19 protein-coding genes are annotated in these 15637 nt (G+C 60.0%); 15 read left to right on the plus strand and 4 right to left on the minus strand.

Annotation, left to right across the window (positions count from 1 at the left end; genetic code table 11):
* Positions 1-7: 7 nt before the first annotated feature.
* Genes A7X77_RS14525 through A7X77_RS14555 form a run of 7 tightly spaced genes read left to right on the plus strand, consistent with a single transcriptional unit; the run spans position 8 to position 5080 of the window.
* The gene (locus tag A7X77_RS14525) at positions 8-658 is read left to right on the plus strand and encodes an amino acid ABC transporter permease (protein WP_064683584.1); all 651 of its coding nucleotides are present in this window, start codon (positions 8-10) and stop codon (positions 656-658) included.
* Between the two features lie 40 nt (positions 659-698).
* Positions 699-1523, plus strand: coding sequence for a transporter substrate-binding domain-containing protein (locus A7X77_RS14530; protein ID WP_064683585.1), 825 nt, complete (start codon positions 699-701; stop codon positions 1521-1523).
* A gap of 19 nt (positions 1524-1542) precedes the next feature.
* Complete coding sequence (locus A7X77_RS14535) at positions 1543-2304, plus strand: amino acid ABC transporter ATP-binding protein (RefSeq protein ID WP_156668114.1); 762 nt, start codon at positions 1543-1545, stop codon at positions 2302-2304.
* Positions 2305-2322: 18 nt separating this feature from the next.
* Positions 2323-3171, plus strand: coding sequence for a shikimate dehydrogenase (locus A7X77_RS14540; protein ID WP_064683587.1), 849 nt, complete (start codon positions 2323-2325; stop codon positions 3169-3171).
* A 14-nt stretch (positions 3172-3185) separates the two neighbouring features.
* Complete coding sequence (locus A7X77_RS14545; protein WP_064683588.1) at positions 3186-3554, plus strand: 5-carboxymethyl-2-hydroxymuconate Delta-isomerase; 369 nt, start codon at positions 3186-3188, stop codon at positions 3552-3554.
* Positions 3555-3586: 32 nt separating this feature from the next.
* Positions 3587-4036, plus strand: a complete 450-nt coding sequence (gene aroQ / locus A7X77_RS14550) for a type II 3-dehydroquinate dehydratase (protein WP_064683589.1) — start codon at positions 3587-3589, stop codon at positions 4034-4036.
* Positions 4037-4042: 6 nt separating this feature from the next.
* Positions 4043-5080, plus strand: a complete 1038-nt coding sequence (locus tag A7X77_RS14555; RefSeq protein WP_064683590.1) for a Gfo/Idh/MocA family protein — start codon at positions 4043-4045, stop codon at positions 5078-5080.
* A 14-nt stretch (positions 5081-5094) separates the two neighbouring features.
* On the opposite strand, the gene A7X77_RS14560 is transcribed toward A7X77_RS14555, so the two are convergent.
* From A7X77_RS14560 to A7X77_RS14575, 4 genes are all read right to left on the minus strand, one after another.
* The gene (locus tag A7X77_RS14560; RefSeq protein ID WP_064683591.1) at positions 5095-5526 is read right to left on the minus strand and encodes an HIT family protein; all 432 of its coding nucleotides are present in this window, start codon (positions 5524-5526) and stop codon (positions 5095-5097) included.
* A gap of 54 nt (positions 5527-5580) precedes the next feature.
* Positions 5581-6771 carry a GNAT family N-acetyltransferase gene (locus tag A7X77_RS14565; RefSeq protein WP_064683592.1) on the minus strand — a complete coding sequence of 397 codons (1191 nt, stop codon included), beginning with the start codon at positions 6769-6771 and terminating at the stop codon, positions 5581-5583.
* A 78-nt stretch (positions 6772-6849) separates the two neighbouring features.
* Positions 6850-7569 (minus strand): glycerophosphodiester phosphodiesterase, encoded by a 720-nt coding sequence (locus tag A7X77_RS14570; protein ID WP_064683593.1) that lies wholly within the window; start codon positions 7567-7569, stop codon positions 6850-6852.
* Positions 7566-8036, minus strand: a complete 471-nt coding sequence (locus tag A7X77_RS14575) for a RidA family protein (protein WP_064683594.1) — start codon at positions 8034-8036, stop codon at positions 7566-7568. Before A7X77_RS14575 ends, A7X77_RS14570 begins: the two co-directional genes overlap by 4 nt.
* Before the next feature lie 136 nt (positions 8037-8172).
* Here A7X77_RS14575 and A7X77_RS14580 point away from each other — a divergent pair, with 136 nt between their 5' ends.
* The 8 genes from A7X77_RS14580 to rseP all read left to right on the plus strand — a co-directional run bounded on the left by A7X77_RS14580 (position 8173) and on the right by rseP (position 15570).
* Positions 8173-9009 (plus strand): cell envelope integrity EipB family protein, encoded by an 837-nt coding sequence (locus A7X77_RS14580; protein WP_064683595.1) that lies wholly within the window; start codon positions 8173-8175, stop codon positions 9007-9009.
* A gap of 404 nt (positions 9010-9413) precedes the next feature.
* Positions 9414-10181 carry a 30S ribosomal protein S2 gene (gene rpsB, locus A7X77_RS14585; protein ID WP_008526906.1) on the plus strand — a complete coding sequence of 256 codons (768 nt, stop codon included), beginning with the start codon at positions 9414-9416 and terminating at the stop codon, positions 10179-10181.
* 239 nt (positions 10182-10420) lie between these two features.
* Positions 10421-11347 (plus strand): translation elongation factor Ts, encoded by a 927-nt coding sequence (gene tsf / locus A7X77_RS14590; RefSeq protein WP_064683596.1) that lies wholly within the window; start codon positions 10421-10423, stop codon positions 11345-11347.
* Between the two features lie 96 nt (positions 11348-11443).
* Positions 11444-12166 (plus strand): UMP kinase, encoded by a 723-nt coding sequence (gene pyrH / locus A7X77_RS14595; RefSeq protein ID WP_064683597.1) that lies wholly within the window; start codon positions 11444-11446, stop codon positions 12164-12166.
* A gap of 73 nt (positions 12167-12239) precedes the next feature.
* Positions 12240-12800, plus strand: coding sequence for a ribosome recycling factor (gene frr, locus A7X77_RS14600; RefSeq protein ID WP_004678618.1), 561 nt, complete (start codon positions 12240-12242; stop codon positions 12798-12800).
* 37 nt (positions 12801-12837) lie between these two features.
* The gene (locus A7X77_RS14605; protein WP_064683598.1) at positions 12838-13578 is read left to right on the plus strand and encodes an isoprenyl transferase; all 741 of its coding nucleotides are present in this window, start codon (positions 12838-12840) and stop codon (positions 13576-13578) included.
* The gene (locus A7X77_RS14610) at positions 13578-14411 is read left to right on the plus strand and encodes a phosphatidate cytidylyltransferase (protein WP_064683599.1); all 834 of its coding nucleotides are present in this window, start codon (positions 13578-13580) and stop codon (positions 14409-14411) included. Before A7X77_RS14605 ends, A7X77_RS14610 begins: the two co-directional genes overlap by 1 nt.
* Before the next feature lie 25 nt (positions 14412-14436).
* On the plus strand, positions 14437-15570 hold the full coding sequence (rseP, locus tag A7X77_RS14615; protein WP_064683600.1) for an RIP metalloprotease RseP: 1134 nt from the start codon (positions 14437-14439) through the stop codon (positions 15568-15570).
* The last annotated feature ends 67 nt before the right edge of the window (positions 15571-15637 follow it).

Here is a 15637-nt window from a genome sequence, read left to right on the forward strand (position 1 = left end):
GGCACTCATGGGTCCCATCGGCGAAAACGAATTTCTCTTCATCTTGCAGGGCCTGAAATGGACCGTGCTGCTCGCGATTATCGGCTTTGTCGGTGGAGGCGTGTTCGGGATAGTGATCGCCTTGGCGCGCACATCAAAAAACCGGACCGCACGCGTCGCGACGTCGGGCTACATCGCACTCTTTCAGGGCACGCCGCTTCTGATGCAGCTTTTCGTCGTCTATTACGGCGTGGCGCTGCTCGGCGTTGATGTCAATGCCTGGATCGCGGTGGCTATCGCCTTCACTCTTCATGCGAGCGCCTTTCTCGGCGAGATCTGGCGCGGCTCCATCGAAGCCGTTCCGAAGGGTCAGAGCGAAGCCGCCAACGCGCTGGGCCTTCACTACGTATCGCGGATGAAAGACGTCATCCTTCCACAAGCCCTGAAAATCTCCATGCCTGCGACCATCGGCTTCCTTGTCCAACTCATTAAAGGAACGTCGCTCGCCGCGATCGTCGGCTTCATCGAGCTGACCCGAGCTGGACAGATTATCTCGAACCAGACCTACCGGCCGCTCCTCGTCTTCGGGATCGTCGGCGTGATCTATTTCATCATTTGCTGGCCGCTGTCGCACCTTGGAAGCGGCCTCGAAAAACGGATGGCGAAAGCAGTCCGCTAACCGCTTCGTTCGAAGCAAAATCATAGAGGAGGAATAAGCTATGCAGACCAACCGTAGGAAATTTCTGGGAATCGCTTTTGCGACGGCCGCTTTCGCCACCATCGGCGGCGGCACCGCATCGGCCGCCACTGTCGACGAGATCAAAGCCAAGGGCACCTTGGTCGTCGGCATCCAGGGCGATAACGCACCATGGGGTTTTGTAAATTCGAGCGGCAAGCAGGATGGCTTCGACGCCGATATCGCGACGTTGTTTGCCAAGGAACTCGGCGTGAAGGTCGAGTTCCAGCCGCTCGCCGTCGCCAACCGAATTCCGGCGCTGACGACAGGGAAGGTCGATATCCTGTTCTCCACAATGGCAATGACCGAAGAGCGCGCTAAATCGATCCAGTACAGCAAGCCCTATGCGGCGAACACAATCTCGCTCTATGCCGCCAAGGCCGATGCCGTAAAGGCGCCGGCCGATGTGGCGGGCTGGGAGATCGGTGTGCCGAAGTCGAGCTCGCAGGATAAGGCCGTGACGGATGCCGTAGGATCGACTGCAACGATCCGCCGCTTCGACGATGACGCCGCCACCATCCAGGCTCTCATTTCCGGTCAGGTAAAGGCTGTCGGCGGCAACCAGTTCTACGGACAGAGGCTCGATGCGGCCAGCGCCGGGACTTACGAGCGTAAGATCGATTTCCTGAAGACCTATAACGGCGTCGGAACGCGCCTTGGCGAGAAGGACTGGAACGAAGCCGCCAACAGCTTCATCGACAAGATCAAGGCAAGCGGCGAGCTGGCGGCCATCACCAAGAAGTGGATGAGCATCGATCTTCCGACATTCCCCGAATCCATCCCCAATATCCCGTTCACCGCCAAGTAAAGCATACATGGAGGGCGCCGTGCTCAATTCTTCAAACGACCAGTCGACGTTGATTTCACTCGAGAAGCTGGAGAAATGGTACGGCTCCTTCCACGCTCTGAAAAACATCAGTCTGTCGGTCCGCAAAGGCGAGAAGATCGTCCTTTGCGGCCCTTCGGGTTCTGGCAAATCGACTTTGATCCGCTGCATCAACGCGCTTGAGACGATCCAGGACGGGCGGATCGTCGTCGAAGGACAGCTGCTGGATGGCAGCACCAAGGCCGTGGACGCGATCCGACGCGAAGTGGGCATGGTTTTCCAGAGTTTCAATTTGTTCCCTCACATGACCGTGCTCCAGAACTGCACGCTGGCCCCCATGCGCGTTCGCGGCGCCAGCCGCGCCGACGCCGAACGACTGGCACGAAAATATCTGGAGCGTGTCCGTATCCTCGATCAGGCGGAAAAATATCCCGCCCAGCTTTCCGGAGGCCAGCAGCAGCGCGTCGCGATCGCGCGTGCGCTCTGCATGGAGCCGAAAGTGATGCTGTTCGATGAGCCCACGAGCGCGCTAGACCCTGAGATGGTCAAGGAAGTGCTGGATACAATGATCGGTCTCGCACGCGACGGCATGACCATGATCTGTGTGACCCATGAAATGGGCTTCGCTCGCCAGGTAGCAGACAGGGTCATCTTCATGGCCTCCGGTGAGATCATCGAAGAGGCTCGACCCGAGGTCTTCTTCAAGTCTCCTCAGCACGAGCGCACCAAGGCGTTTCTCGGCGAAATACTCGCCCATCACTGATCCGGTAGAGCTATCAAAATGGACAACAGGAAATTTCATGTCGGGCTGATCGGAGCGGACATTCAGATGTCGAAGTCGCCGGCTCTCCACGAGACCGAAGCATATCAGCTTGGACTGGAATATCGGTACGAGCTTCTCGATCTGGCCGAGCGTGGTCTCCCTGCATCTGCGCTGCCAGACCTTCTCGACGAGATCGAACGCCGGGGCTTTGCGGGAAGCAACATCACTCACCCGTGCAAGCAGACCGTTATCGCTCACCTTACCGATCTGTCGGAAGATGCCCGGATGCTGGGCGCAGTCAACACGGTCGTGCTTCGCAATGGAAAGCGGATTGGGCACAACACCGATTGGTATGGCTTTTATAAGAATTTCGAGCGCGGATTGCCCGATGTTGCCAAAACACATGCGGTCCTGCTCGGCGCTGGCGGCGCGGGGGTCGCAGTCGCGCACGCAGCCATCAAGCTCGGAATCGAGGCGCTTTCGATCTTCGACCAGGACGCAAATCGCGCCGCCACGCTTGCCGAACAGCTCAATCAGCGCTTCTCAAAAAGGTGCGCTCAGCCGATCAGGGATGTCAGCGCCGCGCTCGCTTCGGCCAACGGGCTGATCCACGCCACGCCGACGGGTATGCGAAGTCATCCTGGCATTCCGATCGACCCGGAAGCGCTTCAGTCGCGTCACTGGGTCGCTGATATTGTCTACATGCCTGTCGTGACCGAACTTCTGGCTTTGGCCGAGAAGAAGGGCTGCAGAACGCTGCCTGGTGGTGGAATGACGGTATTCCAGGCCGCCGCGGCGTTCGAATTGTTCACGAACGTGCAGCCGGACGCGGAACGAATGTCGCGTCATTTCGAAGAGTTGTGCTGAGCTGGAGGACTGCGATGCCGCATATCATCATTGACTATAGCCGGGGCGCTGCCGAGCGCGTCGTTATTGACGAGCTGACCAAAGCAGTGCATCGCCGAGTCCGCGACGGAGGCCTCGTAAAGCCTACTATAGTTCGCACATTCGCCAGGGAAGCGACTTTCTCCTGCGTCGGCGACGAACATGCCGATAATCACTTCATTCAAATAATTGTGCGTGTGGCTCCCGGACGGCCGACGGAGACCAAACGAGAACTTCTGAAAGCGGTTCTCGACGCTGCGCAGAATGTCGCAGCACCCGCACTGCAGGAAGGGCGGCTTGGGATTCGCGCCGATCTCTACGAATCCGATCCGAATTTCGCATTCCAGGAAATAGCACTCGCCTGAACTCGTCGGGTGCTTTCACAAGGGTAATTGCAATGAGCCTGATCTATGTTCTTAACGGCCCAAACCTCAACCTGCTCGGCAAGCGTCAGCCTCACATCTACGGCCACGAGACACTGGCCGACGTCGAGGCCGCCTGCCGGACTCTGGCATCGGAACTCAGACATGAGCTTCGCTTCCACCAGAGCAACCGCGAATACGAAATCATTGACTGGATCCATGAAGCGCGTGAGGACGGAGCCGGCATCGTGATCAATCCAGCTGCATTCACGCACACGTCGCTAGCAATCCTCGACGCTCTGAATACGTTCGAGGGTCCCGTCATCGAGATCCATATCTCCAACGTGCATAAGCGCGAAAGCTTCCGCCACCACTCCTTTGTCTCCCACCGGGCAGACGGCGTAATCGCCGGCCTTGGAACGGAAGGCTACCAGCTCGGTATCCGCCGCGTCGCGACAATGTTAAAGCCCCCGAAGAACGACTGACGCAAAATGGTCGACCGGGTCAAATTAGCGGTCCTCGGTGCGGGGCTGATTGGAAAGCGTCATATTCGACATGTCTTGGAAGAACCCGCGGCCGAGCTAGTCGCCGTAGTGGATCCCACGTCACTTGGACAAGAGATCGCACGCGACGCCGGCGTCAGATGGTTCCCGAGTTTTGGCGACATGATTACCGCCCAGAGTCCGGACGGCGTCATTATCGCGACTCCTAACCAGATGCATGCCCGGAACGGCATGGAGGCAGTGGAAGGTGGAATCCCGGCTTTGATTGAGAAGCCGTTCGTTGACGATGTCGCAGCCGGCGAGAAGCTGATAAAAATGGCCGATGCCAAGGGTATCCCGCTTCTGACGGGGCATCATCGCCGGCACGCCCCAATGATGCAGAAAGCCAAGCAGATCATTGAAAGCGGAAAGCTCGGTCGGATACTGATCGTCAACGCAATGTTCTGGCTGTTCAAGCCGGACAGCTATTTCGACACGCCCTGGCGGCGCGAGCCGGGCGCGGGGCCGGTCTTCCTGAACCTCATCCACGACATCGACAATCTTCGCTACCTGCTGGGGGATATCGTGGCCGTCCAGGCGCGCGAGTCCAACGCAATGCGCGGGAACGCCGTCGAGGAGACCGCCGTGATCCTCATCGAATTCAAGAGCGGAGTTCTGGGCAGCGCGTCGGTTTCGGATTCCGTTGTGGCGCCATGGAGCTGGGAGATGACGACCGGAGAGAACGCGGCCTATCCGAAGACGGAAGAAGCCTGCTACATGATTGGCGGAACACACGGATCACTCGCCGTTCCTTCACTCGACATATGGCGCAACCCGGGGGAGCGGAGCTGGCTGGAGCGCTTCGACCGGGAGCGCATCGACGTCGAGACCGAGAATCCGCTCGTCCTTCAGATACGGCAGTTCTGCAAGGTCATAAGAGGCCACGAAGAGCCTCTGGTCAGCGGGCGAGAGGGATGGGAAACCCTGAAGGTAGTCGATGCCGTTAAGCGGTCCGCAGCCACGCTCCAGCGCGTTGCGCTGCCCTGAAGCACGTCACCTGCCTATGCCAGAGCTGCCCTGATCTTTTCGGCATTGGCGGCAAGCACCGCGCTGTCCTCCATCTTGCCGGAATGCGGTTTCAGCGCCACGCCTTCATGACGGGGAATGACGTGGAAATGCAGATGAAACACCGTCTGCCCGGCGGCCGGTTCGTTGAATTGAGCGATAAACACACCATCGGCATCGAAGACCTCTTCGAGCGCCTTGGCGACCTTCTGGACGACAGTGATGGCATGGGCGAGAGTAGCGGGATCGGCATCGAGGATATTGCGGGAAGGCGCCTTCGGGACGACGAGCACATGGCCCGGCGCCTGCGGCATCACGTCCATGAAGGCGACCGTATGCTGGTCTTCGTAGATCCGGTGCGAGGGAATTTCGCCGCGCAGGATCTTGGCGAAGATATTGTTGTCGTCATATGCGGCCGGCTTGGTCATCGCGAAATCTCCTCACTTTCTATTTGATCGGGTAGCGCGCTCGGCAGGGCGGCGTCAATCCTCCTGCTGGCGCTCGCCCTTGCGGAAGGGGCTGTGCTCGGCCAGCAGCTCGCCCATCTGTTCGACATCTGCGCGCTCGCGGGCGAGATAATCGCCGATCGCCCGACGAAGGCCGGCATGGGCGACATAATGGGCCGAATGCGTCGTCACCGGCAGGTAACCGCGGGCAAGCTTGTGTTCGCCCTGGGCTCCGGCCTCGACCCGGTTCAACCCTTTCGAAAGGGCAAAATCGATCGCCTGGTGATAGCAGACCTCGAAATGCAGGAACGGATGATCCTCGATGCAGCCCCAGTGACGGCCGTAGAGCGTATCGCCGCCGATGAAGTTGATGGCGCCGGCGATATAACGCCCGTCGCGCTTGGCCATGACGAGCAGGATGTCGTCGGCCATGCGCTCGCCGATCAGCGAGTAGAATTTGCGGGTGAGATAGGGCCGGCCCCATTTGCGCCCACCGGTATCCATGTAGAATTTGAAGAACTGGTCCCAAATGCGTTCCGTTAGGTCGCGGCCGGTCAGCCAGTCGATGCTGATGCCGTTCTCCAGCGCGACACGGCGCTCCTTGCGCAACGCCTTGCGTTTTCGCGAAGCGAGCGTTTCGAGGAATTCCTCGTGATTGGCATAGCCGTCATTGATGAAATGGAACTGCTGGTCGGTGCGGTGCAGATAGCCGTCCATCTCGAAGACGCCGATCTCTTCATCAGGCACGAAGGTGACATGGGCGGAGGAGATGCCGAGCCGGCGCACGACCTCCTTCAGGCTTTCGGCGATCGCACTCTGGATCGGCAGCCGCTCCAGCCCCTCGGTGACGAGAAGCCGTGGACCCGTCGCAGGAGTGAATGGGATAGAGCATTGAAGTTTGGGGTAATAGCGCCCGCCGGCCCGCTCGAAGGCATCGGCCCAGCCATGGTCGAAGACATATTCGCCCTGGCTGTGATTCTTGAGGTAGGCGGGCAGGGCGCCGATCAGTTCACCGCGATCGGTCTCGAGCAGCAGGTGATGGCCGAGCCAGCCGGTCTCGGCAGTGGCCGAACCCGATTCTTCCAGCGACGACAAAAAGGCGTGCGAGACGAAGGGATTGTAAGCGATCGTGGTGCCGGTCTTCGATGCCCCGGAAAGCCTGGACCAGCTCTCCGGGGAAATCGCTGTGAAGGAGCGTTCTACGCGAATGGACAATTCATCGGTCATGGAGCAGATGCGAAGCCTGTGGGAAGACGGTCTCGGCTTTGCTTCAGTCTGCGCATGATCTTGGCCAAAAAGCGAGCGTCAAACCGCCACACCCGGGTCGAAGCCTTCGAAGGTCATCTGGTCTGCGTTGGCGAAGGTCCGCCGGCGCGCCTCGTCATCGCGCACCGTCCAGGTGATGACGGGAATACCCTTTTCGCGTTGGCCGGATATGAAGGCATTCGGCAGGTCGTCGTAATAATAGGAGATGAAATCGAGACCGATCTCCATCGCCTGGGCGTGCGTTGCGAACTCCTCCGGTGTGTTGCCGTTGGCGGTCAGCCCGAGCGGGTAAGGGGAGCCAAGCGCCTTCAGATCGCGCAGCAGCCAATGGTCGAAGCTCATCAGCGCGACCTTGCCTTCATAGCCTTCCAGCACTTCGAGAACAGATTCAGCAAACCCTTCGTCATCAGCCTCGCGGCCCTTCAGCTCCAGTACCAGCGGCACCTTGCCCCGGACGAGATCGAGAAGCTGGCTGAGCGTCGGCACCTTGTCGCTGGTGCCGCCGACGGCGATCAGTCCGAGCTCCCGAGAGGTGCGCTCGCGGACATCGCCGGTGAGACTGCACAGTCGCTGCAGGTCCTCGTCGTGAAAGATGACAGGCACGCCGTCGGAGGCGTAATGCAGATCGCATTCGATCGCAAAGCCCGCTTCGACAGCGCGAGAAAAGGCAGTAAGCGTATTTTCCCAGACGAGCTTATTGAGGTCGTGAAAGCCGCGATGGGCGACCGGCACGTCCTTGATCCAGTCCGCATAGGTCATTCTGCGATTTCCATGATAGCGTCGATCTCGACGGCGGCGTTCAGCGGCAGGGCTGCCATGCCGACGGCGGCACGCGCATGTTTGCCGGTCTCGCCGAGCACGCCGGCAATCAGGTTAGAAGCGCCGTTGATGACGAGATGCTGCTCGACAAAATCGGGCGCCGAGGCGACGAAGCCGTTCAGCTTGATCACCCGGCGGATGCGGCCGAGATCGCCGCCAAGTGCGGCCTTGGCCTGGGCGAGGATGTTGATGGCGCAGAGTTCGGCGCCGCGTTGGCCGCTTGCAACATCAACCGTCTCGCCGAGATGGCCGGCGACGGCGATCTTGCCGCCTTCGAGCGGTAGCTGCCCGGAGATGTAGAGAAGATTGCCGCTGATGACATAGGGAACGTAATTTGCGGCTGGGGCTGCGGCTTCGGGCAGGGTTATCCCCATCTCAGTCAGCCGCGCTGCAATTTCATCGGACATTTTCGTCTCCGCTTTTGTTGTCAATGTTTCAAAATTTATGCATCAAGACTAGAATCTTTATTATGACAGCTTCGAGCCTCGATTTGGCCGAAAGAGTTCATATAACATTGCGGCCGAGTCCAATAGGAGTGAATGAATGTTCCGATCGTCGCTTGCCGCTCTGCTTCTTGCCAGCGTATCCGCCAATGCATGGGCGGGCGCGCCTGCGGCAAGCGCTGCGGCCGCGACCGGCCTCATCGCCCACCGCGCCGTCTACGATCTGGAATTGAAGGACGCTTCCGACCGCTCCGGCATTGCCGGCATGTACGGCCGGATGGTCTATGAGTTCGACGGCAGCTATTGCCAGGGCTTCACCACCAATTTCCGCTTCGTGACGCAGATCAATACCGGCGACAGCGTGCGCGTCAGTGACCAGCAGACAACGACCTTCGAGAACCTGAAGGACGGCAAGTTCACCTTCGACACCAAATCCTTCACCGACGATCGGCTCGACAAGGAGGTCAACGGTGCCGCTCAGGACCAGCCTGGTGGCGTCAAGGTCGATCTCAAGCAGCCGGCAAACCGCGAGCTGCAGCTGGCCGAAAGCCGCTTTCCCACGGAACACATGCTTGATGTGATCCAGAACGCCAAGGACGGCAAGCGCTTCTTCGAGGCGCGCGTTTTCGACGGCTCCGATGACGGCGACAAGGCGCTGGTGACGACGACGATCGTCGGCAAGCAGCAGACGCCGGTTGCCGAGGAGGCCGATGCCGGCAATGCCGGCGCCTTCTCGAAGACCGCGTTCTGGCCGGTCACGATCGCCTATTTCAACGAGAATGCGAAATCGGATGCGCTGCCGGTCTATCGCATGTCCTTCAAGCTCTATGAGAACGGCATCACCCGCGACCTGACGATGGATTACGGCGATTTCGTCCTGACCGGCAAGCTTGCCAAGCTGGAACTACTCGAGCGCAAGGCCGAGATCTGTAATTAAGCCTGCACTGGTTTTCCGACTGTCATAAAACTGTATCATAAAGTTCATTTACCGCGACCGGCAATGCCGACAGCGCGATCGGCAGCCTGTTGCCGGCCGAGGTCGACGCTATTCTGCCGATGCCGGATGCCGGATGCCGGTGTCGTGCTGTCGCGCGACGCTGCTGAGCTGAGCGGCGGCATCTGCAGGGCAGGGCAGCGTCGGGATGCGCGGCGCAATTCGTGTTTCTATGCCGAATGGAATGTTTTCCTTGCTTTTATACCGAACGGGATGTATGGGCACCGGCATTCCACACGTAAGGCATGGGATCGTCCGGGAGAAATCCGGGCTGTTCCGCCCGGTGGCATCCTCGAAGAGGATGCTGTTCGCCTTGCGGGGGTTCAACCGGAAAAGGATAAAAAGGCATGGCATTGCCCGATTTCTCTATGCGCCAGCTTCTTGAGGCAGGCGTCCACTTCGGCCACCAGACGCATCGCTGGAACCCGAAGATGAAGCCGTACATCTTCGGCGACCGCAATAACATCCACATCATCGACCTGGCACAGACCGTTCCGATGCTGTCGCGCGCCCTTCAGGTCGTCAGCGACACCGTTGCTCGCGGCGGCCGCGTTCTCTTCGTCGGCACCAAGCGCCAGGCGTCCGAGATCATCGCCGACAGCGCCAAGCGCTCGGCCCAGTACTACGTCAACTCGCGCTGGCTCGGCGGCATGATGACGAACTGGAAGACCATCTCCAACTCGATCCAGCGCCTGCGCAAGCTCGATGAGATCCTCGGCGGCGAAGCCCAGGGCTTCACCAAGAAGGAACGTCTGAACCTCGAGCGCGAGCGTGAAAAGCTCGACAAGGCCCTCGGCGGTATCCGCGATATGGGCGGCACCCCCGACCTGATGTTCATCATCGACACCAACAAGGAAAAGATCGCGATCGACGAAGCCAAGCGCCTCGGCATCCCGGTTGTCGCCATCATCGACTCGAACTGCGATCCCGACCTGATCGACTATCCGATCCCGGGCAACGACGACGCATCGCGTGCAATCGCTCTTTACTGCGAGCTGATTTCCCGCGCTGCCATCGATGGCATCGCGCGTCAGCAGAGCTCTTCCGGCCGCGATCTCGGCGCATCCTCCGAAGTTCCGGTCGAGCCGGCTCTCGAAGAAGCAGCCGAAGGCTGATGAAAGCGGGCGGATCGAAAACTCCGCCAAAGCTTGCATAGACTGGGAAGGCCGCTCGCGACTCATCGAAGTTCGGCGGCCTTACCTGTTTCAGGGCGAAGGCGTCAGCCCTTCGCCAGATAAGTTTTCGTTATGACGCGTCTTCATCACGCTGTCATACATACAGGTACATTTCGTGCCTCAATCCGGTGCCGCGCCGCGCTTTGCGGTCCACCGTTTGAACCGACAAGAGGAAGATAATGAGCGAGATTACGGCTGCAATGGTGAAGGAACTGCGCGAAAAGACCGGCGCAGGCATGATGGACTGCAAGAAGGCGCTTGCCGAAACCAATGGCGACATGGAAGCGGCGATCGACTGGCTGCGCGCCAAGGGGATCGCCAAGGCCGACAAGAAGTCCGGCCGTACCGCTGCCGAAGGCCTCATCGGCGTTTCGAGCGAAGGCACCAAGGCCGTCGTCGTCGAAGTCAACTCCGAAACCGACTTCGTCGCCCGTAACGACGCCTTCCAGGATCTCGTCCGCGGCATTGCCAAGGTCGCCGTCTCCACGAACGGCAGCGTCGAGGCCGTTGCGGCCGCGACCTACCCGGCATCCGGCAAGTCGGTTTCCGACACGATCAAGGATGCGATCGCAACGATCGGCGAGAACATGAACCTGCGCCGCTCGGTCGCTCTCTCCGTCGAGGACGGCGTGGTTGCCACCTATATCCACAATGCCGTTTCCGATGGTCTCGGCAAGCTCGGCGTTCTCGTTGCGCTGAAGTCGACCGGCGACAAGGAAGCCCTGAACGCAATCGGCCGCCAGGTCGCCATGCATATTGCCGCGACCGCGCCGCTGGCGATCCGCCCCGAAGAAGTCGATGCCGCCGTCGCCGAGCGCGAGCGCAACGTCTTCATCGAGCAGTCGCGGGCTTCCGGCAAGCCGGACAACATCATCGAGAAGATGGTGGAAGGCCGCATGCGCAAGTTCTTCGAGGAAGTCGCCCTTCTCTCGCAGGCTTTCGTCATCAATCCTGATCTGACCGTCGCAGCCGCCATCAAGGAAGCTGAAAAGGCCGTCGGCGCTCCGATCGAAGTTGCCGGCATGGCCCGTCTTCTGCTCGGCGAAGGCGTCGAGAAGGAAGAGACGGATTTCGCAGCCGAAGTTGCGGCTGCCGTCAAGGGTTGATCTTCCAGCCATAATCCTGAAAACACGAAGGGCATCGCGTGACAACGCGGTGCCCTTCGTGTATCGGGCATTCACGGCAATTTACGAGGAGCCAAGATGTCTTTAGAGCCTGTCTATAAACGCGTTCTGCTCAAGGCTTCCGGCGAAGCGCTCATGGGTGCCCAGGGTTTCGGGATCGATGTCGCGGTGGCGGACCGCATTGCATCCGATATCGCCGAGGCAAGGCATATGGGCGTGGAAGTCGGCGTCGTCGTCGGTGGCGGCAATATCTTCCGCGGTGTCGCAGTCGCATCCAAGGGCGGCGACCGGGTGACCGGCGACCATATGGGCATGCTCGGCACAATCATCAACGCGCTGGCGCTGGCGACCTCGCTGCGCAAGCTCAACATCGACACGGTGGTACTTTCGGCCATCTCCATGCCGGAGATCTGCGAGAGCTTTTCGCAGCGCGCCACCCTCTACCATCTGTCGATGGGACGCGTGGTGATCTTCGCCGGCGGCACCGGCAACCCCTTCTTCACCACCGATTCCGCCGCGGCGCTGCGCGCTGCCGAAATGGGTGCGCAGGCGATCTTCAAGGGCACGCAGGTCGACGGCATCTATTCCGCCGACCCGAAGAAATATCCCGATGCGACGCGGTTTGATCGCCTGACGCATCAGGAAGTGCTGGACAGGGGGCTTGCGGTGATGGACGTTGCCGCCGTGGCGCTCGCCAGGGAGAATTCCATTCCGATCATCGTCTTCTCGATTCACGAGAAGGGCGGTTTTGCCGAAATCTTGACGGGCGGTGGCCTCAAGACCATCGTCTCCGACAATTGATATAGTTAGAGCATGATGGTGTCCGAAACCGCTGACGCTTTTTCGGCATCATGCTTGAGACGGGAGCATCGACATGAGTGAAGGTATCGATATCAAGGAACTGAAGCGTCGCATGGATGGCGCCGTTTCCGCATTCAAAAGCGACATCGCATCGCTGCGCACCGGCCGTGCCTCGGCCAACATCCTCGATCCGGTGACGATCGAGGCCTATGGTTCGCGCGTGCCGCTGAACCAGGTCGCCAACATCACCGTGCCCGAGCCGCGCATGCTGACGGTTTCCGTCTGGGACAAGTCGATGGTCAGCGCCGTCGAGCGCGGCATCCGCGAATCCAACCTCGGTCTCAACCCGATCGTCGACGGCCAGAGCCTGCGCATCCCGCTGCCGGAGTTGAACGAGGAGCGTCGCAAATCGCTCGTCAAGGTGGCTCACGACTATGCCGAAAAGAGCAAGGTCGCGATTCGCCATGTCCGCCGCGACGGCATGGACGGTCTCAAGAAAGCCGAAAAGGATGGCGTAATCGGCCAGGACGAGAGCCGTGCACAGTCGGAACGTGTACAGAAGATGACGGACGAGACGATTTCCGAAATCGACCGCTTGCTTGGCGAGAAGGAAAAGGAAATCATGCAGGTCTAGTGGATCTGTGCCTTTGCCTGGAAAGACCGGACGGGAAATGTCGGAATCTGTATTTTTGACTGTGCCAGAGCATGTTGCCATCATCATGGATGGCAATGGCCGCTGGGCCAAGCAGCGTGGCCTGCCGCGCACGATGGGCCATCGCAAGGGCGTCGAGGCTGTGCGCGAGACAGTGCGCGCCGCCGGCGCCGCCGGCATAAAATATCTGACGCTTTTTGCCTTCTCCTCGGAGAACTGGCGCCGGCCAGAGGCTGAAGTCTCCGATCTGCTTGGTCTGCTCAAGGCTTTCATCCGCCGTGACCTGGCCGAGCTTCATCGCCAGAATGTGCGCATCAGGGTGATCGGCGATCGCCACAGCCTGCGCAGCGATATCCTCGGCCTGCTGCTCGAGGCGGAGGAGACGACCAAGGACAATACGGCGCTGACGCTGGTCATCGCCTTCAATTACGGCTCGCGCGATGAAATTTCCCGCGCCGTGGCGAGCCTGGCCAAGGACGTCGAGGCCGGTCGCCTGAGGGCGCAGGACATCACGCCTGCGCTGATCGACGCCCGTCTCGACACGGCGGGTATCCCCGATCCGGATCTCATCATTCGCACCAGCGGCGAAGAGCGGCTTTCCAATTTCCTGCTGTGGCAGGCCGCCTATTCGGAATTCATCTTCGTTCCGGAGTACTGGCCGGATTTCAGCCCCGAAATCTTCCGCTCGGCGCTTGAAAAATTCGCCTCCCGCGACCGGCGCTTCGGCGGCCTGTCGCAGGCAGCCGCGGTTGGCACCTGATGCAGCAGGAACTGAAACTGCGCATCGCTTCAGGGCTGATTCTCGCAGTCATCGTTCTTGCCGCCACCTGGTATGGCGGCCTTGCCTTCCGCATCCTGGCGGCCGTGATCGGCCTGCTGATCTATTATGAATGGTCGAAAATTTCAGGCGTCGCGCGTGACTGGGTTGCCAATGGCGTCGGCTGGATCGGCGAGGCGGCGATTGCTTTCCTGGTGCTTGTCGGCAATTTCGAGTTTGCCGCCGGCATGCTGGCCGGCGTGACCGCCGTCGGCATAGCCCTGATCATCCTGCACGGCACCAGCCGCTGGTTCCCGGCGGGCCTGTTTTATGCCGGCGCCACCGGCGTGGCGCTCGCCGGGATCAGAGGCGACGACCAGCCTGGCCTTTACGCGATGCTTTTCATCTTTGCTGTCGTCTGGGCCACGGATATCCTCGCCTATTTCGTCGGCAGGGCGCTCCGCGGGCCGAAGCTTGCCCCGTCGATCTCGCCGGGAAAGACGTGGTCAGGTGCAATCGGGGGCGCCGTTTCTGCTGTCGCCGCCGGCGTTCTTCTTGCCCATTTCCTTTTTCCAGGCGCGGAAGTCGTCGCCGCCGGCGTCGCGCTCGTCCTGTCGGTTTGCAGCCAGGCGGGCGATCTTTTCGAATCCTTTATCAAACGAAAATTCGGCGCCAAGGATTCAAGCCGCCTCATTCCGGGTCATGGCGGCGTCATGGATCGTGTCGACGGACTGATTTTCGCCTGTTTTTCGGCGTTCTTGCTTGCTGGACTATTTTCCGTGATAAAGGGGACTGGCATGACGTCGCTCGGAGCGGCGTTGTTCGGCCTCGGATGACGCGGCAGCCTGACGGAAGGAACTCATGGACGTGATGACAGGCATATATGCATTTGTGATGGGGAACATCGTCACCTTCATCCTGGTGCTCTCGCTGCTCGTCTTTGTTCATGAGATGGGCCACTACCTCGTCGGGCGCTGGAGCGGCATCCGCATTCTTGCCTTTTCAGTCGGTTTCGGCCCGGAGATATTCGGCTTCACCGACCGCCATGGGACGCGCTGGAAGCTTTCGGTGATCCCGCTTGGCGGTTACGTCCGATTCTTCGGCGACGAGGATGTTTCGAGCAAACCGGACAGCGACAGGCTTGCCGCCATGTCGGAGGACGACAGGGAGCGCTCCTTTGCGGGAGCCAAGCTTTGGAAACGGGCGGCGACGGTTGCGGCAGGACCGATCGCCAATTTCCTGTTGGCGATTGTGATCTTCGCTGTTCTCTTCACCGTCTATGGCCGCATGATCGCTGACCCGGTTGTTGCCGAGGTCAAGCCGGAGAGCTCGGCCGCCGTCGCCGGGATTCTTCCCGGCGATCTCCTGATTGCCATCGACGGCGACAAGGTCGAGACCTTCGATGAGGTGCGCCGCTATGTCGCCATGCGTCCGAGCCAAAGGATCGTCGTCACGATCGAGCGCGGCGGCCAAAAGCTCGATGTGCCGATGGTGCCGCAACGCACCGACACGACCGACCAGTTCGGCAATAAGATTGAACTCGGCCAGATCGGCATCATCACCAACAAGGAAGCCGGCAATTTCCGCCTGCGGACCTACGCCCCGCTTGAGGCGGTGCGGGAAGGGGTGATCGAAAGCGCAGGCATCGTCACCGGCACCTTCAAATATATCGGAAATATCTTCGCGGGATCGATGCGGGCCGATCAATTGGGCGGTCCGATCCGTGTGGCGCAAGCTTCCGGACAGATGGCAAGCCTCGGGCTTGGCGCAGTGCTGCAGCTTGCCGCGACACTTTCAGTTTCGATAGGATTGCTTAACCTGATGCCGGTTCCGGTACTTGATGGCGGCCACCTGATGCTCTATGCGGTGGAGGCGGTGCGGGGCAAACCCCTGGGGCCTAAGGCTCACGAAATTGCGTTTCGCATCGGCTTGGCAATGATACTGACATTGATGGTTTTTACGACCTGGAACGACATAAGCCTGAGCTCAGGGTAAACGCGCAAGGTAAGGGAATTACTATTTATTTACGATGTTTCAAGGCTGTAGTGGCGAATGGGTCACG

It is taken from the genome of Rhizobium bangladeshense, from assembly GCF_001662075.1.
GTDB classification, from domain to species: domain Bacteria; phylum Pseudomonadota; class Alphaproteobacteria; order Rhizobiales; family Rhizobiaceae; genus Rhizobium; species Rhizobium bangladeshense_B.

Bases quoted from the DNA above. Each gene is read 5' to 3' on its own strand.
- aroQ (WP_064683589.1), top strand. From the start codon at position 3,587: ATGAGCCTGATCTATGTTCTTAACGGCCCAAACCTCAACCTGCTCGGC.
- A7X77_RS14530 (WP_064683585.1), top strand. From the start codon at position 699: ATGCAGACCAACCGTAGGAAATTTCTGGGAATCGCTTTTGCGACGGCC.
- A7X77_RS14555 (WP_064683590.1), top strand. From the start codon at position 4,043: ATGGTCGACCGGGTCAAATTAGCGGTCCTCGGTGCGGGGCTGATTGGA.
- A7X77_RS14580 (WP_064683595.1), top strand. From the start codon at position 8,173: ATGTTCCGATCGTCGCTTGCCGCTCTGCTTCTTGCCAGCGTATCCGCC.
- rseP (WP_064683600.1), top strand. From the start codon at position 14,437: ATGGACGTGATGACAGGCATATATGCATTTGTGATGGGGAACATCGTC.
- A7X77_RS14570 (WP_064683593.1), bottom strand. From the start codon at position 7,569: ATGACCTATGCGGACTGGATCAAGGACGTGCCGGTCGCCCATCGCGGC.
- A7X77_RS14565 (WP_064683592.1), bottom strand. From the start codon at position 6,771: ATGACCGATGAATTGTCCATTCGCGTAGAACGCTCCTTCACAGCGATT.
- frr (WP_004678618.1), top strand. From the start codon at position 12,240: ATGAGTGAAGGTATCGATATCAAGGAACTGAAGCGTCGCATGGATGGC.
- A7X77_RS14560 (WP_064683591.1), bottom strand. From the start codon at position 5,526: ATGACCAAGCCGGCCGCATATGACGACAACAATATCTTCGCCAAGATC.
- A7X77_RS14545 (WP_064683588.1), top strand. From the start codon at position 3,186: ATGCCGCATATCATCATTGACTATAGCCGGGGCGCTGCCGAGCGCGTC.
- A7X77_RS14575 (WP_064683594.1), bottom strand. From the start codon at position 8,036: ATGTCCGATGAAATTGCAGCGCGGCTGACTGAGATGGGGATAACCCTG.
- A7X77_RS14540 (WP_064683587.1), top strand. From the start codon at position 2,323: ATGGACAACAGGAAATTTCATGTCGGGCTGATCGGAGCGGACATTCAG.
- A7X77_RS14610 (WP_064683599.1), top strand. From the start codon at position 13,578: ATGCAGCAGGAACTGAAACTGCGCATCGCTTCAGGGCTGATTCTCGCA.
- A7X77_RS14605 (WP_064683598.1), top strand. From the start codon at position 12,838: ATGTCGGAATCTGTATTTTTGACTGTGCCAGAGCATGTTGCCATCATC.
- rpsB (WP_008526906.1), top strand. From the start codon at position 9,414: ATGGCATTGCCCGATTTCTCTATGCGCCAGCTTCTTGAGGCAGGCGTC.
- A7X77_RS14525 (WP_064683584.1), top strand. From the start codon at position 8: ATGGGTCCCATCGGCGAAAACGAATTTCTCTTCATCTTGCAGGGCCTG.
- pyrH (WP_064683597.1), top strand. From the start codon at position 11,444: ATGTCTTTAGAGCCTGTCTATAAACGCGTTCTGCTCAAGGCTTCCGGC.
- tsf (WP_064683596.1), top strand. From the start codon at position 10,421: ATGAGCGAGATTACGGCTGCAATGGTGAAGGAACTGCGCGAAAAGACC.